The organism is Corynebacterium sp. Marseille-P4321, assembly GCF_903645305.1.
Classification (GTDB): Bacteria; Actinomycetota; Actinomycetes; order Mycobacteriales; family Mycobacteriaceae; genus Corynebacterium.
In genome coordinates, this window is sequence record NZ_CAHJXO010000001.1 from 44779 (window position 1) to 63492 (window position 18714).

Annotated in this window: 18 protein-coding genes and 1 pseudogene; 10 read left to right on the plus strand and 9 right to left on the minus strand. The window is 65.6% G+C overall.

Features of this window, described 5'->3' with window-relative positions; all coding sequences use genetic code 11:
* Nucleotides 1-118 precede the first annotated feature (118 nt).
* Genes HWX32_RS00155 through HWX32_RS00170 form a run of 4 tightly spaced genes read left to right on the plus strand, consistent with a single transcriptional unit; the run spans nt 119 to nt 2402 of the window.
* A complete protein-coding gene (locus HWX32_RS00155) occupies nt 119-1231 on the plus strand; it encodes a hypothetical protein (RefSeq protein ID WP_075468665.1) in 1113 nt (370 codons plus the stop codon).
* Nucleotides 1232-1714, plus strand: coding sequence for a VanZ family protein (locus HWX32_RS00160; RefSeq protein WP_175934266.1), 483 nt, complete (start codon nt 1232-1234; stop codon nt 1712-1714). It abuts the gene before it with no gap.
* Nucleotides 1711-2073: a YidH family protein gene (locus HWX32_RS00165; RefSeq protein ID WP_175934267.1), complete on the plus strand. Its 363-nt coding sequence runs from the start codon at nt 1711-1713 to the stop codon at nt 2071-2073. The genes HWX32_RS00160 and HWX32_RS00165 overlap by 4 nt, the downstream gene beginning before the upstream one ends.
* Entirely contained in the window at nt 2073-2402 is a 330-nt protein-coding gene (locus tag HWX32_RS00170; protein WP_175934268.1) for a DUF202 domain-containing protein, read from the plus strand. Before HWX32_RS00165 ends, HWX32_RS00170 begins: the two co-directional genes overlap by 1 nt.
* A 56-nt stretch (nt 2403-2458) precedes the next feature.
* On the opposite strand, the gene HWX32_RS00175 is transcribed toward HWX32_RS00170, so the two are convergent.
* The 3 genes from HWX32_RS00175 to HWX32_RS00185 all read right to left on the minus strand — a co-directional run bounded on the left by HWX32_RS00175 (nt 2459) and on the right by HWX32_RS00185 (nt 5885).
* Nucleotides 2459-3769, minus strand: a complete 1311-nt coding sequence (locus HWX32_RS00175) for a hypothetical protein (RefSeq protein WP_175934269.1) — start codon at nt 3767-3769, stop codon at nt 2459-2461.
* Between the two features lie 10 nt (nt 3770-3779).
* Nucleotides 3780-5252 carry a C4-dicarboxylate transporter DcuC gene (gene dcuC, locus HWX32_RS00180; RefSeq protein WP_075468655.1) on the minus strand — a complete coding sequence of 491 codons (1473 nt, stop codon included), beginning with the start codon at nt 5250-5252 and terminating at the stop codon, nt 3780-3782.
* A gap of 93 nt (nt 5253-5345) precedes the next feature.
* Nucleotides 5346-5885 carry a hypothetical protein gene (locus HWX32_RS00185; protein WP_175934270.1) on the minus strand — a complete coding sequence of 180 codons (540 nt, stop codon included), beginning with the start codon at nt 5883-5885 and terminating at the stop codon, nt 5346-5348.
* 36 nt (nt 5886-5921) lie between these two features.
* Here HWX32_RS00185 and HWX32_RS00190 point away from each other — a divergent pair, with 36 nt between their 5' ends.
* Nucleotides 5922-6353 carry a hypothetical protein gene (locus tag HWX32_RS00190; protein ID WP_175934271.1) on the plus strand — a complete coding sequence of 144 codons (432 nt, stop codon included), beginning with the start codon at nt 5922-5924 and terminating at the stop codon, nt 6351-6353.
* Nucleotides 6354-6364: 11 nt separating this feature from the next.
* On the opposite strand, the gene HWX32_RS00195 is transcribed toward HWX32_RS00190, so the two are convergent.
* From HWX32_RS00195 to HWX32_RS00205, 3 genes are all read right to left on the minus strand, one after another.
* Complete coding sequence (locus HWX32_RS00195; protein ID WP_175934969.1) at nt 6365-7477, minus strand: MFS transporter; 1113 nt, start codon at nt 7475-7477, stop codon at nt 6365-6367.
* A 66-nt stretch (nt 7478-7543) separates the two neighbouring features.
* Nucleotides 7544-8563, minus strand: coding sequence for a hypothetical protein (locus tag HWX32_RS00200; protein WP_175934272.1), 1020 nt, complete (start codon nt 8561-8563; stop codon nt 7544-7546).
* Between the two features lie 264 nt (nt 8564-8827).
* Nucleotides 8828-10417, minus strand: a complete 1590-nt coding sequence (locus HWX32_RS00205; RefSeq protein WP_175934273.1) for a bifunctional ADP-dependent NAD(P)H-hydrate dehydratase/NAD(P)H-hydrate epimerase — start codon at nt 10415-10417, stop codon at nt 8828-8830.
* 58 nt (nt 10418-10475) lie between these two features.
* Between HWX32_RS00205 and HWX32_RS00210 the strand changes: the two genes are divergently transcribed.
* The 3 genes from HWX32_RS00210 (at nt 10476) to HWX32_RS00220 (ending at nt 13383) form a co-directional block, all read left to right on the plus strand.
* Nucleotides 10476-11978, plus strand: a complete 1503-nt coding sequence (locus HWX32_RS00210) for a DUF1846 domain-containing protein (protein ID WP_175934274.1) — start codon at nt 10476-10478, stop codon at nt 11976-11978.
* An 85-nt stretch (nt 11979-12063) separates the two neighbouring features.
* Nucleotides 12064-12405 carry a helix-turn-helix domain-containing protein gene (locus HWX32_RS00215; RefSeq protein ID WP_075468643.1) on the plus strand — a complete coding sequence of 114 codons (342 nt, stop codon included), beginning with the start codon at nt 12064-12066 and terminating at the stop codon, nt 12403-12405.
* A gap of 87 nt (nt 12406-12492) precedes the next feature.
* Nucleotides 12493-13383, plus strand: coding sequence for a rhodanese-related sulfurtransferase (locus tag HWX32_RS00220; RefSeq protein WP_175934275.1), 891 nt, complete (start codon nt 12493-12495; stop codon nt 13381-13383).
* 290 nt (nt 13384-13673) lie between these two features.
* Here the strand turns inward: HWX32_RS00220 and HWX32_RS00225 are convergent, their stop codons facing one another.
* Genes HWX32_RS00225 through HWX32_RS00235 form a run of 3 tightly spaced genes read right to left on the minus strand, consistent with a single transcriptional unit; the run spans nt 13674 to nt 15715 of the window.
* Nucleotides 13674-14144 (minus strand): hypothetical protein, encoded by a 471-nt coding sequence (locus HWX32_RS00225; RefSeq protein ID WP_175934276.1) that lies wholly within the window; start codon nt 14142-14144, stop codon nt 13674-13676.
* A 10-nt stretch (nt 14145-14154) separates the two neighbouring features.
* Nucleotides 14155-15201: a universal stress protein gene (locus HWX32_RS00230; protein ID WP_121509078.1), complete on the minus strand. Its 1047-nt coding sequence runs from the start codon at nt 15199-15201 to the stop codon at nt 14155-14157.
* A gap of 52 nt (nt 15202-15253) precedes the next feature.
* On the minus strand, nt 15254-15715 hold the full coding sequence (locus HWX32_RS00235) for a MarR family winged helix-turn-helix transcriptional regulator (RefSeq protein WP_075468637.1): 462 nt from the start codon (nt 15713-15715) through the stop codon (nt 15254-15256).
* 91 nt (nt 15716-15806) lie between these two features.
* Here HWX32_RS00235 and HWX32_RS00240 point away from each other — a divergent pair, with 91 nt between their 5' ends.
* Both HWX32_RS00240 and HWX32_RS00245 read left to right on the plus strand, forming a co-directional pair.
* Nucleotides 15807-16169, plus strand: coding sequence for a DUF5318 family protein (locus HWX32_RS00240; protein ID WP_175934277.1), 363 nt, complete (start codon nt 15807-15809; stop codon nt 16167-16169).
* A gap of 433 nt (nt 16170-16602) precedes the next feature.
* Nucleotides 16603-18712 (plus strand): annotated as a pseudogene (locus HWX32_RS00245) (transglycosylase domain-containing protein).
* The last annotated feature ends 2 nt before the right edge of the window (nt 18713-18714 follow it).

Consider the following 18714-nt stretch of genomic DNA (forward strand, 5'->3'; position numbering starts at 1 on the left):
AACTAGCGCTCAACTAGAGCCGGGGCTTCCCGTCACCTCGCTCCCAGGGTCGTGTCATAGTCGCCTGTTACTATCCGTGAGGAAATAGCCAACAAGCGAAAGTAAAGGACGTGTAGCTTTGTCCACCCCTTACAACGGCGGCGGCAGTGAGCCCAATGACCCGCTCGAGCCGAACGGCCAGAATGACCCGGCCGGCTACGAGCCGTACCCGGACCTGCCCGCAGGCTCCCACCCGGAGAACGACCCGTACCCGGCCTACGGCGAGGCCAACCCGGCCAGCCCGGGCTACCAGGACTACCCGGCCTACGGCGAGACCAGCACCGGCGCCTTCGGTGGCTACGACGAGTACAGCGCGTTCGACGTGAACTCCGCTGCTGCCGCCGCGGGTGCGTCCGCGCTGCGTTTCCACGGCGAGCAGCTCACGGACAACGTCCCGGGCGACGGCCAGTCCCCGCACCCGATCAACGACCCGGAGTCGAACGGGTATTTCCACACCAAGGGCACCGGCAAGGTCAACGTCTTCGAGGCGCTCGGCTGGGGCTTTAAAACGACGTTCTCCAACGCGAAGCTGTGGCTTGTCCTCGGCCTGATCTACCTGGTCATTGCGGCGGTGCTGCAGTTCGTGCCGGGGTTCGGCTCGATGCTCAGCTCGCTGGCGATGTTGTTCTTCGTGCCGTGGGTCGCGGCTGTGGCGCTGCAGCAAACACTCGCGCGCGACGTGAACTTCAACAACGGCAAGGCGCCGGCGTACGGCAAGTCCATCGGAATGATGGTGGTCATGGGCCTTTTGTGGTCCGTGCTGAGTCTGGTGCTGTTCACCGTGTTCGGCGCGGCCGCGATGAGTGATATTGACCTGAACGCGCTGCCGCAGTCGCCGGAGGAGATGTCCAGCATGACTCCGGAGGAGATGTTCGCGCTGATGCGCCCGCTGCTCAGCGCGATGGGGCTTACGGCACTGGTGAGCCTGCTCTTCGCGCCGTTTATCTCGCTGCAGCTGTACTACGCGGCGGACAACAACGGCTCGTTCGGCTTCGCGTTTGCTGAAGGCTTCAAGGCGGGCGCGCGCAACTACGTGAAGCTGCTGGGCCTGGTGGTGCTGTGCGTGCTCATCGCGGTCATCGGTGCGGCGCCGTTCGGCCTGGGCCTGATCATCGCGATGCCGGTCGTGCAGCTCACCTTGGCGTACGCGTACCGCCAGATTTCGGCAGGCCCGGTGCCTACAGAGGCGTAAGTGGGGAGCAGTCGCTTATCGACGAGCTCCGCTTTCCTCACCACCCTCCTCGTCGTCCTCGCGCTCACGGTGGGCAAAGCCTTCGTGAGCATGCCGGGGCTGTGGGAGGCAAGCGCCCACCAGGTGCGCGAGCTGCGCCTTGTGCCACTGGAGACGTTCCGGACGTACCTCGTGTGGTGGGGGCCGTGGTTGAACCTCGTCGGCAACGTTGCCTTATTCGTGCCGGTGGGGTTCGTCGCGTATCGGGGGTCCGTGGCCAAAGCGGCCGCAGCAGGCGCGCTTTTGAGTTTGGGGATTGAGGTGGCGCAGTACGTCTTCGCCCTCGGCTACAGCGATTTGGACGATTTGCTGTTTAACTCGGTGGGGGCGTTTGTGGGGGCTTGGTTGGCGTCGATAAGCAAAAGCTCCTGGATGCTCTGGGGGCTCACCGCGCTGAACGCGGTCGTGCTTACCGCCTACCTGGGGCTAGGGTTGAGGCCATGAGCGAACGCGGATGGTTTACCCGGCAGGTCTTCCCTACTGGCGATGAGCCGGATCCGCGCTTCACCCTGGCCAACGAACGCACCTTCCTCGCCTGGACGCGCACCGCCCTGGCGTTCCTGGCGGGCGGGATCGCGCTCGAGGCGTTCGAACTGCCCGGCATTGAACCCGCGGTGCGCTCCGCCATCGCCGGGGTGATCATCTTGCTCTCCATGGCGATCTCCGCCGGTGCCGCGGTGCGCTGGGTGCGGGTGGAGCGGGCGCTGCGCCACGACGAGCCGATCCCCGCGCCAGCGATCGTGCCGCTGCTGTGCGTAGGCGTGTTCATCGCCGCCGTGGTGGTCGGGGTGAGCCTGATCTAATGCGCGCGCCCATCCCCGTCGCCGACACCGGCCTGCAGCCGGAGCGCACCTCAATGAGCTGGACGCGCACCGGGCTCGCCGCGCTGGTGTGCGCCGCTACCCTGCTGCGCTGGTCACCGGCGTACCCGGGGCTTATCGTCGCGGCGATCGGGGGCTTGGCGGTGGTGGCGGTGGCCATCTTCGCGCTGAACAGGCGTGCGTACCGGCACGAGGCGGACTCGATCGCGCACGAGCACTCGGAACCCAACACCGTGTCGGTCGTGCTCACCACGTGCGCGGTGTGCGCGGTGGGAGCGCTGGCGCTGTACCTGGTGTCCGCGCCGGTTTAGGCCGGGTTAGGCCGGTTCAGGCAGGTGTAGCGCCCGCCCTGGCCTTAGTCTCGGTCTTAGTCTTGGGCCCGGTAGGCGTCCAGCATCAGGCCGATGAGCTTCTCGCCTTCGTCGGTGAGCCACCCGCCGTCTGCTGGGTCGTCGGAGACCAGCACGGCGAAGTAGAACATTTCCAGCCACACCAATCCCCCGCCGAACCACTCCGGGGGCTCGTCGCTCACGTCGGCGAGGAACTCGACCAATTCGCGCCAGTAGTCGGCGCCCAATAAGTGTTCCCATCCCAGGCGCAGCGGTTCCGCGAGAAAGGCGATCAGATCCTCGGCCTCGAAGAACTTCTTCCCCAGCTCGGATAGCACGAGCTCGCCGGGGTGTTCCTCCACCAGCCCGGTGCCGATGAGGAAGGCCGCGACCGCGTCGTCGTCTTGGAACTGCAGCAGCGCCCGGACCATTTCCGCGGTGGATTCGTCACGGATGAACTCGTCGGCGAATGGCACGGGGCGGCGGAAGAGCTTGAGCAGCAGGGTAAACATTTCCGCTGCGGTCGGCTCGTCGCCGGTCTCGTCCAGCGCGTCGAAGCCGGGGAACGCGCCTAGATCAACGGCCGGGTCGCCCGGGCCGTCGCCAAGCAGCTCGTCGAAAAACTCCGTCACCGCGGAGATCAGCGTCGGGTTGCGCTCCGGGTGCGGGTCGAGGTCGAGCACCTCGCGCAGCTCCGGGCGCGCGTGCAAAAACGCGTCGAAGTGGTCCGCAAGGCCGCGGCCCTGCGGGTCCTCCTCGGCGGCTGCGGCGGCCTGGTCGAAGAACAGCTCCTCTGCCACGTAGCCGATTCGGGTGGCCACCGAGACCGGGTCCGCCACCGTGAGGCGGTCCAGCACGCGCTCCGGCGCCATCACGGGCAGGAAGCTGAACATCAGCGGGATGACTTCCAAGTCCGGCTCCACACCGGCGGCCAGGCGGCGCGCCTCCGCTCGGAATTGGGTCATCATCTCGGGACCGGAACAGGCTTCGACGACGTCGGGCCCGGCAGCGTCGACAAGCATTGGCGTCGGGCCCTCCAGCTGCGAGGGGCCGAGCAGCTCAACGTGGATGTTCCAGTTCGCCGACGGGTCGTAGACGTAGGTCATCGGCTCCATGTCGCCCACCAACATCTCGTCCTCGTCGCGCTCGTCAAGCCCCGGCACCTCCGCGAACACGTCGCGGGTGGTGCCGTGCTGGCCGACGAACAGGTGGGTGGCCGCGCCGGAGAACCCCAGCGCGGCGTCGATGATCTGGGAGAGCTCGCCGAGGGTGATGTCCTCTTCCACGTTCACACAGCGAGAGATCTCGGGCGAGGAGCCCTCCACGATCATCAGCACAGAGACGGTCATACGCCACAGATTACGCGATGAACATAAACGCGCACACGACAGAAGTGATGGTGCCGGCCAGCATCGGCACGATGGTGCGGCGCACAATCTCGATCGGGTTGACCTGCAGCGCACCGGAGACGATGAGCACGGCAGCATTCACTGGCGACGCCTGACGCATCAAGTTCGACGCCGACCAGATGGAGGTGAGCATCTGCGGGGCGTGCACCGCGGACTCCGCGGCAATACCCGGCACCATCTCGGAGAACGCGAAGTACGGAGCCACGCCGGAACCGGTGAGCATAGCCATCAGGCCAGTCGCCGCCACGAAGATGAGCACCATGAGCACCGCAGCGCCGGAGGACGCCTGCGCGATGGAGGTCAGGCCGTCGATCACGCCCATCTGCGTGATGCCCTCCACCAGGATGGCGGCGGCCACGATGAGCGAGACCACGCCCGCCGCGCCCTCGCCGAGGCCCTTGAAGAAGTCCTGCAGGCTGTCCACGGCGTAGTTCACGTCGCGCAGCCGGATCGCCTCGATGATCATCGTGACAATGAGCGAAACGACAGTCACCGGCAGGATGTCCGCCTCGAAGGAGACGACGCCGGCGCGGTTCAGGATTGCGGAGATGATGATCAGCAGCAGCGGCAGAAGCGGCAGGATGGCGTAGAAGCCGGGCAGGCCCTCGGCGCGCTCCACGGCCTCGCGGATGCGGCGGTCAGACTCGTTCTCCTTCGCCGCCTCCAGGTCCACGTCAGCGACATCGCCCGCACTGTCTGCACTGCCCGAGCCACCGACACCGGCGTGGGCCTCCACGGCGGCCTTCGCCAAGTCCTTCTTGTCGCAGCGGTGCTGCCACCACATGTGCGTAAATGCCACAACCACCAGCGCGGGCACCGTCGCCTTCGCCACGTTGCCGAAGGTGAACTCGGTGACCGTCATGCCCACCAGGTCCGCGCCGTGGATCAGGCCCGCCTCCAGCGGCGAAGGCGCGATGGTTGAGGAGGTCACCACAATCGCGCCGACGGTCAGCGGGGTCAGGCCCGCGGCGATCAGCGCGGGCATGAGCGTCGCGACAAGGAGCAGGGACAGTGCGCTTGCCGACGGCACCACCAACGACAGCAACGTACCCACCGCAAACCCGATCGGCACAAGCCAATAGGAGCCGTGGAAGCGGCGCAGCGGCGCGGACAGCGCGACGACCGTCTTCGCGTCGGCACCGATGTGGCGCATGTAGCCGACGAAACCGAACAGCACCATAATCGCCATACCGGTGCCGGAGAAACGCGACTTAAACAGGGACTCGATGATGAGCAGCTCGTCGTAGAACGCGTTGCCCGAGGACTCGATCTCCTGGGTGGAGAGGGTGACCCGGCCGGTGGCCGCCGCGATCATGAGGAGTAAAACACCCACGGCGAAGATCGCGGAGGCGGCGTGGACTTTCTTGTAAATGAAGTAGCCGACGGCGGCGATTGCGGCCACGGCGATGAGAATAAATAGCACGGGCTAAGTATGAACTCATGCGTTACTTATCGCGACCTATCGCGCCCGTTTCTCCGCGAGTGTGCCCGAGTTCTCCCCCAAACGTGATTTGGCTTAGGGGCAGCCGCCGATAAGCAGCGCGTGCGCGATGCCGCGGCCGCGGTTCTCAATACCCAAGTGCTTGCGGCCGGCACCCAAAATGCCCGCGGAACGCTCCGGCACCGGGGTGCGGTTGAAGAACAGGTCCGCGTCCGGGCTGATCAGGGCGTGCTCCAAATTCTCGTCCACCGCGACGGCGATCTCGGTGTCCGGCGCGAGCGTGAGCTGGGCGAGCAGCACACAGTCGTCCTCCGCGATCTTGCCGGTCTGCCCGAACAGCTGGCCCGCGAACACGAAGCCTTCGCCCGCGACGGCCGTGGTGACGTCGCGCAGCGTGAACGGTTCCGGCCTTGCCCGCTGGGCTTGGGGTGGGACCGCGTTTTCGTCGATAAGCAACTGCGCCTGTGCCCGCTCCAAATCGCCGTTGAGGCGAGCGGTGCCGTCGTGGCGCCACAACACAGTGGCGCAGCCCTTCGGGGTCTGTTCGGGTGCGTCGGTGCCAACCAGGAAAGCGACGCCGCGCCACGGCCCTGCATTCACCTCAAGAAACGACATAATCCAAACCCTACCTGCTTCCCTTAGGATGAACGAATGTTTTACACAACCGCTGGCCCCGCACCCGCTGAACCCGGGTTGCTCGCGCGCGAAATCGACCGGCGCACCGGCATCGCGGACCTGCCGCCGCAGCTGACCAGCCTTGCCCTGGGCGCCGGCGACGGCTACCTCGCCGCCGACCTCGAATTCGTGCGTGAACTGCGCGAAGTCGACCCCCACGTCGTGGCTTTCGCGATCGGCGAGACGTTTTTGGTCACCTCGGTGCAGGAAATGGGTGCCACCATGCTGCGCGGCGATGACCTAGTGCGCGTGCCGCACGGCATCTTCCGCGTGCCGGCGTGGGGGCAGCGCACCTTCTTCGCGGGTGCGATGGCCGAGTTCGTGGGGCGCCACGTGGAGCTGGCGGAAGCGGGGCGTTTCGTTGAGCCCCGGCGCTTCCGCAGGCGGGTGGGTGAGCGGCCCGCGTAAGGCTACTGGGGTTACCGCAGCTTGGGGCGCGAAAGGAACGACAGCGTGACAAACGCCGCGGCGCCCAGCGCCAGCGTGGACAGCAGCGTGCCCGCCAAGAACCCGGCGTCCACGGTCGCGGCGCCGAGGGCGGAACCGGAGGCGATACCCACCTGGAACGTCACCACGTAAATGGAGCTGGCCAGGTCCTGGTTCCGGCGGCCGGCGTGCAAGAAGATCGTGGTTGCCACCGTCGGCAACGCGCCCGCGGCAACACCCAGCACGGCGACCGCGAAAAACATCAGCACCCCGGAGCCCACCTCCAGCGCGCCGATGCCGATCATCGCGGCGAACACGAGCAGGCCCGCCGCCGCGGCGTTGAGACGGATCATGCGCATGTCCACGCGCTTGCCCGCCCACATCACGCCGATCAGGCCGCATGCGCCGTACATGCCCAGCCCCACCGGCACCAGCCCATGGCCCGCCGTCTCGCTGATCAGCAGCGCGAGGTAGGTAAACGAGCAGAAGATCGCGGTCACTGCCAGCACGAGGTACAGCATCAGCGATGGGATGGCGGAACGGGTGGAGCCGGAGGAGGTATCGGCAACCGGTCGCTTCGCCGGCATGCTGGGCAGCGAGTAGCACAGCAACACCACTGCGATCACCGCGCCCACGCCGAGCACCCAGGTGGCGCCGCGCCAACCGATCCAGCCGCCGAGTGCGGTGGTCATCGGCGCGCCAACCACCGTGGACATCGTGGAGCCGAGCGAGACCGCCGCGACCGCTTTGCCCGTCTGCCCCGGTGGGGCGATGCGCGCCGCCATCGGGTTGACCAGCGACCAGAACAACCCGTGCGTGAACGCCGCCGTCACACGCCCCGCGGTGAGCACCAGGTAGCTCGGGGCGAGGGCTTGCAGCACAACTCCGCCCATGAGGAAGAACAGGGTGGCGATAAAAAGCGGGCGCCTATCGACGCTTCGAGTCACGTGCATCAGCGGAATCGTCACCACCGCAACGAGCCCCGCGTAGATACTCATGAGCAGGCCGATTCGCCCCTCCGAAACCCCTAGGTCCGCCGCCATTGGCGAGATGAGGCCGACGGCGAACATCTCGAAGTTGACGTAGATAAACGCGGCAAAACCCATTGCCGCGAGCGGGACAATGGGAAACTTCTGCTGGGTTGCGGGCGAATTCACCCGGACAAGGTACGGCTAGCTGGCAAACAGCGCAAACGCAGCGCCAGCGATGCCGAGTGCGGCGAGTACGGCTGCGATGATGCCGATTACGGCGCCGGTGTCGAGGTTCTTCACCGAGCTCTGGCCGGTCGGTGCTGTGGTGTCGTTCTCCCCGTCCTTCTCACCGGCCTCTTCTTCTACATTCTCTTCGCGTGGCTGTGAGGAGCCGACGCCGTCGTCGATGGCACCGTCTATGGCCGTGTTGTCAGCAAGCGAGGCACCACTATATGTGGTGGTCGTTTCGGCAGTGGGGAACGCCACCGCGCCGCTCTTGCCCCGTGCGCACAGCACGCGGGCGTTTTGGAACGCGTTCTGCACCTGCTGCGCCTTACGCGCGTTCGCCACGGTTGCAGACTGGTCGAAAGCCTCGACCCACGCCTCCAGCTGTTCGCTGTCCATGCCCGGGTACTGCTTTTTCAGATCGGCAAGCAGCTGGGTGCTTGACGGAATCGCCATGCCACCGTCGTACAGGTCGGTCTCGCGCGGTGCGTCGATGTAGCCCTCGGTCAGGGCGATCTCCAGGTCTGCCTGGAAGTTACGTTGATCGAGGCCAGTATTCGGGTCCGTGAACGCCTCTTCAATCAATTCGTCCACGTACCAGGAAGCGGCGGCCTCGTCGATGCCCTTTTCTTTCAGGTGGTTCACCAGAGTAGAGATGAACCCTTCTAGGTCGTCGATCACGATTGCCTGAAAAGTAGGGTTCTGCAGTCGCTTGCGCGTAGCGTCGCCCAGTTTCTTCGCATCCGGGAAAGTAACCTCGAAGGCGTCGAGCCATGCTGTCTCGATGAAAGAGGCGTCGTTTACAAACTCAACCTCTTCGACGAACGCGCGCTCCTCGTCGGTGAACTGGATTTCGCAGCGGTTGAAGTTCGATCCCTGCGTGGCCTCGATAGCAACGGGCCCGCTCACGACAGCCGCCTCAGCGGGTGCGACGGTGGCGACGCCGGCGAGTAGTGCGGCCCCGCAGACCGTGGCTGGGATTCTCGGATTGCTCAACACGCGTATGAGCGTAGCGCAGCACTGGTTATATCCCCTACTCGGAGGGAACGTGAAATATGTCTCTACCACGGAAATTCCCGTGATTAAAAATGTACCTGCAGGTGACGGGTGCATTATTTTCCACGGAAAAACCAAGCCGCTGGGACTAGACGGCAATTTTGGGGGGAAAGTAGATCCGGATCAGCCAAAATTACAAAGCTGTAAGTTTGCGTTCAGCGAATTCTATGCAGTGGTTTGGATCGACGCTGAGTGGCCGGGTAGCTAGCGGCGGTTGAGAAGCGCCACCGCGGGACGCACGTGCTCCGCGATGCGGCTCGCGGGAGCGGCGGCGTCGCCGTACGGGGTCTCGGCGGCCAGCTTCGCCGCCACCTGGTGGGTGCCCACCGCGGGCGCGAGCACCCAGTCGTCCAACATCCACTCCGCCTGCGGCAGCGCCATCGCCGCGCCGAGCACGCCGGCGAGTACGTCACCGGACCCCGGGGTGGCCGCCCAGGAGTGGCCCGCGTCCACGGCGTGCACCAGTCCCGGGGTCACTTGCGAGGCGATGAGCGTGACACGCCCCTTGCGCACCACGGTGCAGTCGAGCTCCGCCGCCAGCGCCACGGTTTCCTCCAGACGGTCTTGCTCCGGCAGGCCGAGCGCTTTCCGCAGCCGGGCGAACTCGCCGTCGTGCGGGGTGAGCACCGTATAGTCCTCTCGCCCATGCAGCAGATCGATGAGGTCGGGGTTATTTGCTAGGAGGGTGAGCCCGTCGGCGTCGATAAGCACTGGCACCTCCTGCTCCAACACCCACTTCAGCTCCTTAGCCGCGGAGTGGCCGGTGCCCGCGCCGGGGCCGAAGACCCAGGCCTGCACGCGGCCGACCTCGCGCAGGGTCTTGGTGGCCACCACCTCCGGGTGCGCGCGCACGACCTCCAGGGCCTGCGGGCCGGCGTAGCGCACCATCGCCGGAGTGGCGTTCACCGCGCCCGCAGTGCACAGGATTGCGGCGCCCGGGTACTGGCCGCTACCTGCGCGGATGCCTACTACTCCCCCGCTGTACTTGTCGTCGAACGCGTCCGGCTCGATATCCAGGCCGGGCGGCGGGGTGAGCGTGGCGATGCCCTTGGGTAGGTCCAGCTGCGGAACCACGGCGCGGGTTGCCGCCACCGAGATGTCCTCGGGCCCTTCGTCCATCTTGCGTTCAAGCAGCACGTCTAGCTCGTCTTTTAGCCGCCGCTCCCCGATCCCGATGTCCGCCAGCAGCTGGATCCCGCACTGCGGCGCGAGCACGTGCGCGCGGCGCCACCCGCCGAACGTGACGGTCACATCCGCGTTGAAGTGCAGCTCCCCCGCCTCGCCGGTATCCGCCTCCACGCCGGAGGGCACGTCCACGGCCAGCACGCGCATGAGGCTCCGGCGGTCCACCATGTAATCCACCAACGGCTCCAGCTCCTCGCGCAAGCCCGCGGTGCCGCCGATGCCGGTGATCCCGTCGATGGTCAGTGCGTAAAAGGCGCGCCAATCCGGTGCATCCAGAACCTTCCCGCCCGCGTTGCGGAACGCGGTAAGGGCGCGCTCGTGCGCCTTGCCCGCGGTGAGCAGCGCCTCCACCGCATGGCCCGCGAGTGCGAGCTCGGCGGCTGCATACAACGCGTCGCCGCCGTTGCCGCCCGGGCCCGCCAGCACCAGCACGCGCCGGGCCTGGTCGTGGTCGAAGCGCAGCGGCCACTTCAGCATCATCTCGGCCACCTGCGCCACCGCGTGGGCGGCGCTGCGCATGAGCTGATCAGGCTCCGTCTGCGCGTCCAGGAGCGGCTGCTCCGCCGCCCGGATCTCCTCGACGGTAAATGTGGTTTGGTACTGGCCCATGGTGAAAGGGTACGTGGGCGGGAGCTCGTCGATAAGCAAATGCCCTACTATTGCCCACATGCCGTACACGACCGGGTTCGACCGCGAGCAATACATCCAGCTGCAATCGGAGCACATCCAACGGCGCAGGGAGGAGGTCGGCGGCAAGCTGTACCTCGAGATGGGCGGGAAGCTTTTCGACGACAACCACGCATCGCGCGTCCTGCCCGGCTTCACCCCGGACAACAAAATCGCGATGCTCGACCGGATCAAAGACGACATCGAGATCATCATCTGCTTCAACGCCGGCGACGTCGTGCGGCAAAAAATGCGCTCCGACCTGGGTATTTCCTACGAAGATGATGTGCTTAGGCTTGTCGACGTGTTCCGCGAACGCGGCTTCCTAGTAGAAAACGTGGTGTGCACCCAGCTTGACGGGCCCGAGGGGCATAACCAGAACGTCGAAGCGTTCCTCGAGCGGCTCGGGCGCCTCGGGCTGAACGTCGCGCGCCACTACCTCATCGACGGCTACCCCGGCGACACCACCAAAGTAGTCAGCGAAGACGGTTTCGGGCGCAACGACTACATCGAAACCACCCGCGACCTGGTGGTTGTCACCGCGCCGGGCCCCGGCTCCGGCAAGCTGGCCACCGCGCTTTCGCAGGTCTACCACGACAACACACGCGGTATCCGCTCGGGCTACGCGAAGTTCGAAACCTTCCCCATCTGGAACCTGCCCCTGTCCCACCCCGTGAACCTCGCGTACGAAGCCGCGACCACCGACTTAGACGACATCAACGTCATCGACCAGTACCACCTCGACGCGTACGGGAAGCAGGCCACCAGCTACAACCGCGACATCGAAGTCTTCCCGCTGCTGCGCAGCCTGCTGAAGGAAGTCACCGGCGGCGAGCCGTACAAGTCCCCCACCGACATGGGCGTGAACATGGTGGGCAATTGCATTTCCGATGACGCCGCGTGCCGCCACGCCTCCGAGCAGGAAATCATCCGCCGCTACTTCGCAGCGCTCGTGGAGGAACGCCGCGCCGACACCGATTCCACAGTCTCCGACCGCAACATGACCATCATGCGCAAAGCCGACCTCAACGTGCGTGACCGCGTGGTGGTCGCGCCCGCGCTCGCGGTTGAGGAACGCACCGGCAACCCCGGTGCCGCGCTCGAGCTGCCGGACGGGCGCATCGTCACTGGCAAAACCTCCGACCTGCTCGGACCTTCCGCGGCGGTGCTGCTCAACGCGCTCAAGGAGCTTGCGGGTATCGACGATTCGGTGCACCTCCTCTCCCCAGATTCCATCGAGCCGATTCAAACCCTGAAGACCCGGCACCTCGGTTCGGTGAACCCGCGCCTGCACACCGACGAGGTTCTCATCGCACTCTCAGTTTCCGCTTCGCGGAACCCGGATGCCGCGCTGGCGCTCGAGCACCTGCGGAGCCTACGCGGATGCGACGCCCACGCGACCACCATCCTCGGGTCTGTGGACGAAGGAATCTTCCGTAACCTGGGCGTTTTGGTCACCTCCGAGCCGCGGTACTGGCGCAAGGGGTTGTACCACAAGCGCTAGGGCTGTCTTTGGTTTCGTGTGGGGCTGCCTGATGGCTGGCTGCTGGCTGTTGCGCTGATTTCGGTTGCGGTTTAGACTCTGAGATATGCCTGAACAGCTCTCCCCGGTCGAGGCCGCGCTCGCCCAACTGAACTCCAACCTCGCGGCCGCCCGCGCCAAATCCACCGAAGACGTGGTGGTGCCCAAACAGACCGCGGTGTGGGTGCGAGACCTTCTCGAAGACATGGCGGAGGGCCGCCTCGTGCGCCCGCCAGCGCCAGACGACGAAATGACCACCCAGCAAGTGGCCAACCTCCTCGGCGTCTCGCGCCCGTTCGTGGTCAAACTCATCGACGACGGCAAGCTACCCGGCCACAAGGTGGGCACCCACCGCCGCGTACTCACCCGCGACGCCTACGAGTACAAACAGCGCCTCAACGGGAAATAGGGTTTCGCTGGCGGGGTTGCCGCGGGTTGTGCAGGCGGGTTGTGCTGGCGGATTTGGTCCGGCAGGAAGCGTCGATAAGCTGCATGCATGACCGAAAAGATCCTCCTGTACTACAAGTTCCAGCCCATTGCGGACCCCGACGCGGTGCGACTCTGGCAACGGGACCTGTGCGAAGGGCTCGGGCTTAAAGGGCGGATCATCATCTCCGAACACGGGATTAACGGCACCGTGGGCGGCGACATCCGCGCCTGCAAGACCTACGCGAAGAAAACACGCGAGTACTTCAACGGCATTGAATTCAAGTGGTCCGAAGGCTCCGCCGACGACTTCCCGAAGCTCAGCGTGAAAGCCCGCGAAGAAATCGTCTCCTTCGGCGCGCCGGGCGAACTCAAGGTGGACGAAAACGGCGTAATCGGCGGGGGAGAGCACCTCACCCCGCAGCAGGTCAACGAACTCGTCGCCGCGAACCCCGACACCGTGTTCTTCGACGGACGCAACGCGCGCGAAGCCGAAATCGGACGCTTCAAGAACGCCGTGGTCCCGGACGTGGAGACCACCCACGACTTCATCGCTGAGCTGGAATCCGGCAAATACGACTGGATGAAAGACAAGCCCGTCGTGTCGTACTGCACCGGCGGCATCCGCTGCGAAGTGCTGTCCAGCCTGATGAAGAACCGCGGTTTCGAGCAGGTCTACCAAATCGACGGCGGCATCGTCCGCTACGGCGAGGCCTTCGGCAACTCCGGGCTGTGGGAAGGCTCGCTCTACGTTTTCGACAGCCGCATGCACACCGAATTCGGCGCCCCCGACGACCCCGACTACGTGCAGCTCGGCCACTGCGAGCACTGCGGCGCGCCCACGAACACGTTCTACAACTGCGCCGAAGAGCCCGAGTGTCGGCGCCAGTACTTGAGCTGCGAGGAGTGCCGCGAGCGGAACCCGTACTGCGCGCAGCACGCGGCGCTGGCTGAGCAGTAGGGGATCTTGCTGGTTGGGTTTGAGTGGCCGGGTCTGGGTTGTTGGGCCGGGCTGGCGGCTGGGTCGGGGTTGGTGGGCCGGGTTGCTCCGGTAGACCTGGATTTGCGCACCGCGGTAGACCTCGATGCCTGGTAGACCTCGATTTGGCTCCAAAACCCCAGTTGGAATGTGTGTACAAGTGATCGGGGTCTAGTGCGGTCCGGTCATGGAAAGCTGAGTCCTTGTTTCGCCCCGCGCCGATTAAGTGCCCAGCAACAGACAAGAGCTCAGCGAGCCGCCGCTCGCTACAACTAAGCCAGGTCCACCGCCAGGATCCCCACTGTAAGCACCAGCCAGCCCATGCAGAACGGGACGAGCGGGATCCAGAACACGCCCATCCACGGCATCCAGCGCTCGTAATTGTTCAGCTTGCGCACCATGATCACGGCGCAGCTGAGCACACCGGCGATCGGGGGGATGGAGGTGAGCACCGCCCACCACGTGCGCCAACCTGGGGTGCACAGCCAGGTGGCGGTGCCTTCGCTGCACAGCGGGCCGCCTTGCATCCGCGAAATCAGGCCGAGTACCAGCGCGAACAGAAACGTCACGGCCACGGTGCCGACGCCGAAGATGATGGCGTCGCGGGTGGAGCGGCGGTTGCGTCGGTCGATCTCTAGCGGGTCCGGCTCGTCGGCGAGGTCGTCGAACGTGCGGGGTTCAGGGCGGACGCGGGAGAAGCGGTCGGCGGGGGAGTGCAGGTCGTTTTCCGGGTGGTCGCGCATGTTGGCCAACCTACCCCTCGTGGTCGTCGCGGCGCGGGCAGATGACCACGGGCACGGAGGCGAACCGTATGAACTCGCACTCGCGCGAGCCGACGAACACGCTGCGCAGCTGGCCAGTGGGCTGGGAGCCGAGGCACATCAAGTCGCCCTTCTTCCACTTCACCGAGTCGATGGCGCGCTTCCAGCTTTTCGCAGCCGCCACGGAGGACTGCACGTCGAAGTGGTCCAGGCGGTCCGGGGTGAGGGCTTCTGCGACCAGCCAGGCGCGGTCGCGCGCGCGGTCGAGCATGCCGAGCGTCGCCTCGTTCCACCCGGTCGGCTGCTCGGTGTACGCGGTGGGGGAGAAGGCGATGATGCGCAGCGGCACCCCGATGTGGCAGGCCAGGGCGGTGGCGAAGTCGAGGCCGGGGAACGTCGGGTCGGCCGGGTCGGTGAACTCCGATTCGACGATGGCGTAGGTGACGCGGGTCGGACCCTTCTTCGACAGTTTCACGCCGCGAGGTGCCAGGCCGAGGGGGACGGGGGAGGAGCGCATGAGTTCGTCGGCAACAGTGGTGGGGCGGAAGCGCCCCTTCGGTGCCTTCGCGCGAGAGCCCAAGAGGATAAGGTCTGCGTCGAATTCGTTCGCGGTGGTGTGCAGCGCGCCGACGGCATCTTTCGCGTCCACGAGTTTTGCTGGCTGGTCGGCCCACTGCGTGCGCGGCAGGTGCTCTTTCAGCGCCCGCACCACGCGGGTGTGGAAAGCCTCGTTGGCCGCCTTGAGTCGCTTCTTGCGATTCTTTCCGCTGTTTCGGATGGGTTTCGTCCACGGGGCGGAGGTGGTGGACATCACCTGCACGCTCATCGGTAACGAGTGGCCGAGCCAGGCGGCGAACTCCACGGCTTCAGTGTTCGTGGCGTCCCAACCAACTACAGCGCGTACGGGTTCATCCTCGCTGGGCAGGCGGACGAAGCTTGTCACACTGGCCGGGTCGGCTGGCTGTGCTTCGGCGGCTTGGCTGCTCAAGTCCTGCCCTCCCTGGAGGCACTCGGGGTCCACGTACACGTCGATAAGCATGCGATGCTTTGCGTGTCATCATATGCGCCCGCCCGCAATGGGCGAAAACCCGCTAGGGAGTCTCGCCCTCCACGTAGGCGGCGGCGAGTTTGTCCATCACGTCTGCGAACCCCTCGAGTTTGTGCAGCGACTCGTTGTCCAGCGAGTCCAGCATTTCCGCGAGGTAGCGGGTGCGTTCCGCGCCGACGCGCTCGAGTTCCTCGCGCCCGAAATCGGTCAGCTCGACGCATACGCCGCGCCTGTCGTCCTGCGAGCGAACGCGGTGCACCAGGTCACGTTTCTCCAGCTGGTTGACGGTGTTCGACGCGGTGGGCAGGCGCACGCCTTCTTCGTCTGCGAGCTGGCTGATACGCATGGGGCCGCGCAGGGCGAGCCGGCTGAGCACGGACAGCTGTGGCCCACTCAGATCCGAGTGTTGCGCGTGGCGGAAGTATGAGACGTACAGGCTTGTCATCGCGGGCCGAATTGCGCTGGCGATGCGCATGGCATCGGGCCTAATATGCTGCTCAGCCATAGTGTGTTGGTCCTTTCCGCGGCAACCAATTTGGTGACCAAGTTTCTGCCGCGAAACATTACCACTGTCTCCGACACTAGAATGTTCCGCGATGGTCAGATACGTACATGAGGTCTCGCACGAGTGGCGCAGGCGCAACACGTTGCGCGCGTTTCGGCAGGGGCATGTGCTTATCGACGAGCTCTGCGACGCCGACTTTCTCTTAAGGGCGGCCGCCGAGCACCACGGGGACGCGTCGATAAGCAATTGCCCTGTGTGCGGGGAGGCGATGCGCGACGTGAAATGGGTGTACAGCGAGAAGCTCGGGCGACGGACTGGTACCGCGCGCAGCGACGACGAGATCGAACGGATGGTCGAAGAAGTTGGGCCGATCACGGTGCACGTGGTTGAGGTCTGTCAACACTGCAAATGGAACCATCTGCTGAAGGAATTCACGGCCGTCGCGGGCGAGTGAGGCGCCAGCTGCGATTGCTGGTATGTGAATGTCGGGTGGGCGGGTAGTGTGTCCGATAGCAATTGAGTAGGTCAATAACGCCCGCGCCGCCCACTCTTGCGGGGCAGCAGGGCGGAAATGTGCAGGGAAACGCGTGGCAGACAAGAAAAAGGGCGCCGGCGACGGGCGTGTCGAGCGGGTTGAGAAGGTGAAAAAGACCCGCGCAAAAAGCGACGGCAAGCGTGCCGAGCGAGTGGAGAAAGTCGAGGTCGTCGAGGACGACGCGGCCGAGGTTGCCGACGCGGCCGAGGTTGCCGACGTCGCCGACGTGGATGCGGCCGCGGACACCGACTCGGACCCCGACGGCGACAAGAAGGCCGCCGGCGGCAGCACCAAGGTGAAGAAAAAGAAGCGCAACCGCGTGTGGCAGTGGGTTCTCGCGATCCTGCTGTTCCTGGCGCTGCTCGCCGCGATTCCGCTCGGTTGGTTCGCCTGGGCCTACTCGCAGGCTGAGGTGCCGGATCCGAACGATATTGAGACCGCGCAGATTTCCAACATCTACTTCAGCGACGGGGAAACTGAGCTCGCGCGCATTGTGCCGCCGGAAGGTAACCGTGAGCAGATTGCGCTCGAGGCGGTGCCGGAGCACGTGCAAAACGCCGTACTCGCCGCGGAGGACCGCGACTTCTGGGAGAACCCGGGCTTCTCGCCGACCGGCTTCGCGCGTGCCGCGATCGGCCAGATCACCGGCAACCCCGGCGCCGGCGGCGGCTCCACGATTACGCAGCAGTACGTGAAGAACGCCCTGGTGGGCAACGAGCACTCGTACCAGCGTAAGGCGAAAGAGCTCGTCTACTCGGTGAAGATGACCAACCAGTGGGACAAGGAAGAGATCCTCCGCGCCTACTTGAACACGGTGTACTTCGGCCGCAACGCGTATGGTGTTGAGGCTGCCGCGCACGCCTACTTCGGCAAGCCGTCCACCGAGCTCACGCTCGAGGAGGGTGCTGTCCTCGCCGCATCCATCCAGCTGCCGAGCGAGCTCGACCCGTGGACGAACCCGGAGGGTGCGAAGGACCGCTGGAACTACGTCATGGACGGCATGGTGGAAATGGGTGCCTTGGCGCCTGAGCAGCGCGGCGGGCTGCAGTACCCGGAGACCCGCGACCCGTCGACGTACTCCGCATACACCGAGGCAACCGGCCCGAACGGCCTGATTAAGAACCAGGTCATCGCGGAGCTGGGAGAGAAGGGCATCACGGAGGACGACCTGACCAACCGTGGCCTGCAGATCACCACCACAGTGGACGCGGCCAGCCAGGCGAACGTCGAGCGCATTGCCAACGAGCGCTTGGAGTACCTGCAGGAGGACGCACGTACCGGCGTGGTGGCCATTGAGCCGAGCACCGGCGCGGTGCGCGCCTACTACGGCGGCGACGACGCGAGCGGCTGGGACTACGCGAACGCGGGCCTGCAGACCGGCTCGACGTTTAAGATCTTCGGCCTCGCCGCGGCGCTGCAGCAGGGCATTCCGCTGAGCGCTACGTTCGACTCCTCGCCGGTTACCTTGCCCGGCGGCCAGGTGGTGACCAACTGGGACGGCGGTGGCGGCGGAATGCTGTCTATGGCCGAGGCGACCCGTGCGCATCCAGGACGATTTGGACAACACCACGCAGGACACGGCGGATATGGCGCACGCGCTCGGCGTCGCGCGCTCTATCCCGGGTATCCCGGTCACGCTGCGCGAGAACGGCGGCCAGCCTTACGAGGGCATCGTGCTGGGCCAGTACCAGTCCCGCGTCCTGGATATGGCAACGGCGGTTTCTACCCTGACCAACCGCGGCCTGATGCACCCGACCCACTTCGTGGAGCGCGTGGTGGACGCAAACGGTGAGGTGCTCTACGAAAACGACCCGGAGTACGCCGAGCGCCGCGTCTCCGAGCAGGTGGCGGACAACGTCATCGAGGCGATGCAGGGCGTGGTGGGTTATTCCAACGCCACGTTGGCGGGCGGGCGCCCGTCGGCAGCAAAGACTGGCACCGCGCAGATGGGTGACACCGGCATGAATAAGGACGCCTGGATGGTCGGCTCCACCCCGCAGCTCGCTGTGGCCGTGTGGGTGGGCACCGCGGACAACACGTCGCCAATTTTCAACGAGTACGGTGGCAACATGTGGGGCTCCAACACCCCGGCGAAGATCTGGAAGGAGATTCTGGATACTGAGCTTGAGGGCCAGGAGTTCGAGGCCTTCCCGGTGGCTACCCCGGTGAGCTGGGGTGTGACCCCGTATTCCGGCGGCACTAACCTGGGCGGCTACTACTCCGGTGCCGGCACCTCCGGGTACAACAATGGCTGGCAGGGTACGGCGGACACGCCGGCGGAAGCACCCAGCTCCGCGGCACCCGCACCGGAACCGGCACCGGCACCTGCGCCCGCTCCGGCCCCAGCTCCGGCTCCTGCCCCCGCGCCGGCCCCGGCTCCGCTGCCAGCCCCCGCGCCGCCGCCGGGCATCCGCGACGCGGTGAACGACGTAATCGGCCAAGTCCAGGACGCATTCCAGTAAGG

What these genes read in the sequence shown, in the direction of transcription:
- HWX32_RS00215 (WP_075468643.1), top strand. Translation starts at nt 12,064, where the DNA reads ATGCCTGAACAGCTCTCCCCGGTCGAGGCCGCGCTCGCCCAACTGAAC.
- HWX32_RS00170 (WP_175934268.1), top strand. Translation starts at nt 2,073, where the DNA reads ATGCGCGCGCCCATCCCCGTCGCCGACACCGGCCTGCAGCCGGAGCGC.
- HWX32_RS00225 (WP_175934276.1), bottom strand. Translation starts at nt 14,144, where the DNA reads ATGCGCGACCACCCGGAAAACGACCTGCACTCCCCCGCCGACCGCTTC.
- HWX32_RS00220 (WP_175934275.1), top strand. Translation starts at nt 12,493, where the DNA reads ATGACCGAAAAGATCCTCCTGTACTACAAGTTCCAGCCCATTGCGGAC.
- HWX32_RS00210 (WP_175934274.1), top strand. Translation starts at nt 10,476, where the DNA reads ATGCCGTACACGACCGGGTTCGACCGCGAGCAATACATCCAGCTGCAA.
- HWX32_RS00230 (WP_121509078.1), bottom strand. Translation starts at nt 15,201, where the DNA reads ATGCTTATCGACGTGTACGTGGACCCCGAGTGCCTCCAGGGAGGGCAG.
- HWX32_RS00240 (WP_175934277.1), top strand. Translation starts at nt 15,807, where the DNA reads ATGGTCAGATACGTACATGAGGTCTCGCACGAGTGGCGCAGGCGCAAC.
- HWX32_RS00195 (WP_175934969.1), bottom strand. Translation starts at nt 7,477, where the DNA reads ATGGGTTTTGCCGCGTTTATCTACGTCAACTTCGAGATGTTCGCCGTC.
- HWX32_RS00235 (WP_075468637.1), bottom strand. Translation starts at nt 15,715, where the DNA reads ATGGCTGAGCAGCATATTAGGCCCGATGCCATGCGCATCGCCAGCGCA.
- HWX32_RS00175 (WP_175934269.1), bottom strand. Translation starts at nt 3,769, where the DNA reads ATGACCGTCTCTGTGCTGATGATCGTGGAGGGCTCCTCGCCCGAGATC.
- HWX32_RS00185 (WP_175934270.1), bottom strand. Translation starts at nt 5,885, where the DNA reads ATGTCGTTTCTTGAGGTGAATGCAGGGCCGTGGCGCGGCGTCGCTTTC.
- HWX32_RS00165 (WP_175934267.1), top strand. Translation starts at nt 1,711, where the DNA reads ATGAGCGAACGCGGATGGTTTACCCGGCAGGTCTTCCCTACTGGCGAT.
- HWX32_RS00205 (WP_175934273.1), bottom strand. Translation starts at nt 10,417, where the DNA reads ATGGGCCAGTACCAAACCACATTTACCGTCGAGGAGATCCGGGCGGCG.
- HWX32_RS00190 (WP_175934271.1), top strand. Translation starts at nt 5,922, where the DNA reads ATGTTTTACACAACCGCTGGCCCCGCACCCGCTGAACCCGGGTTGCTC.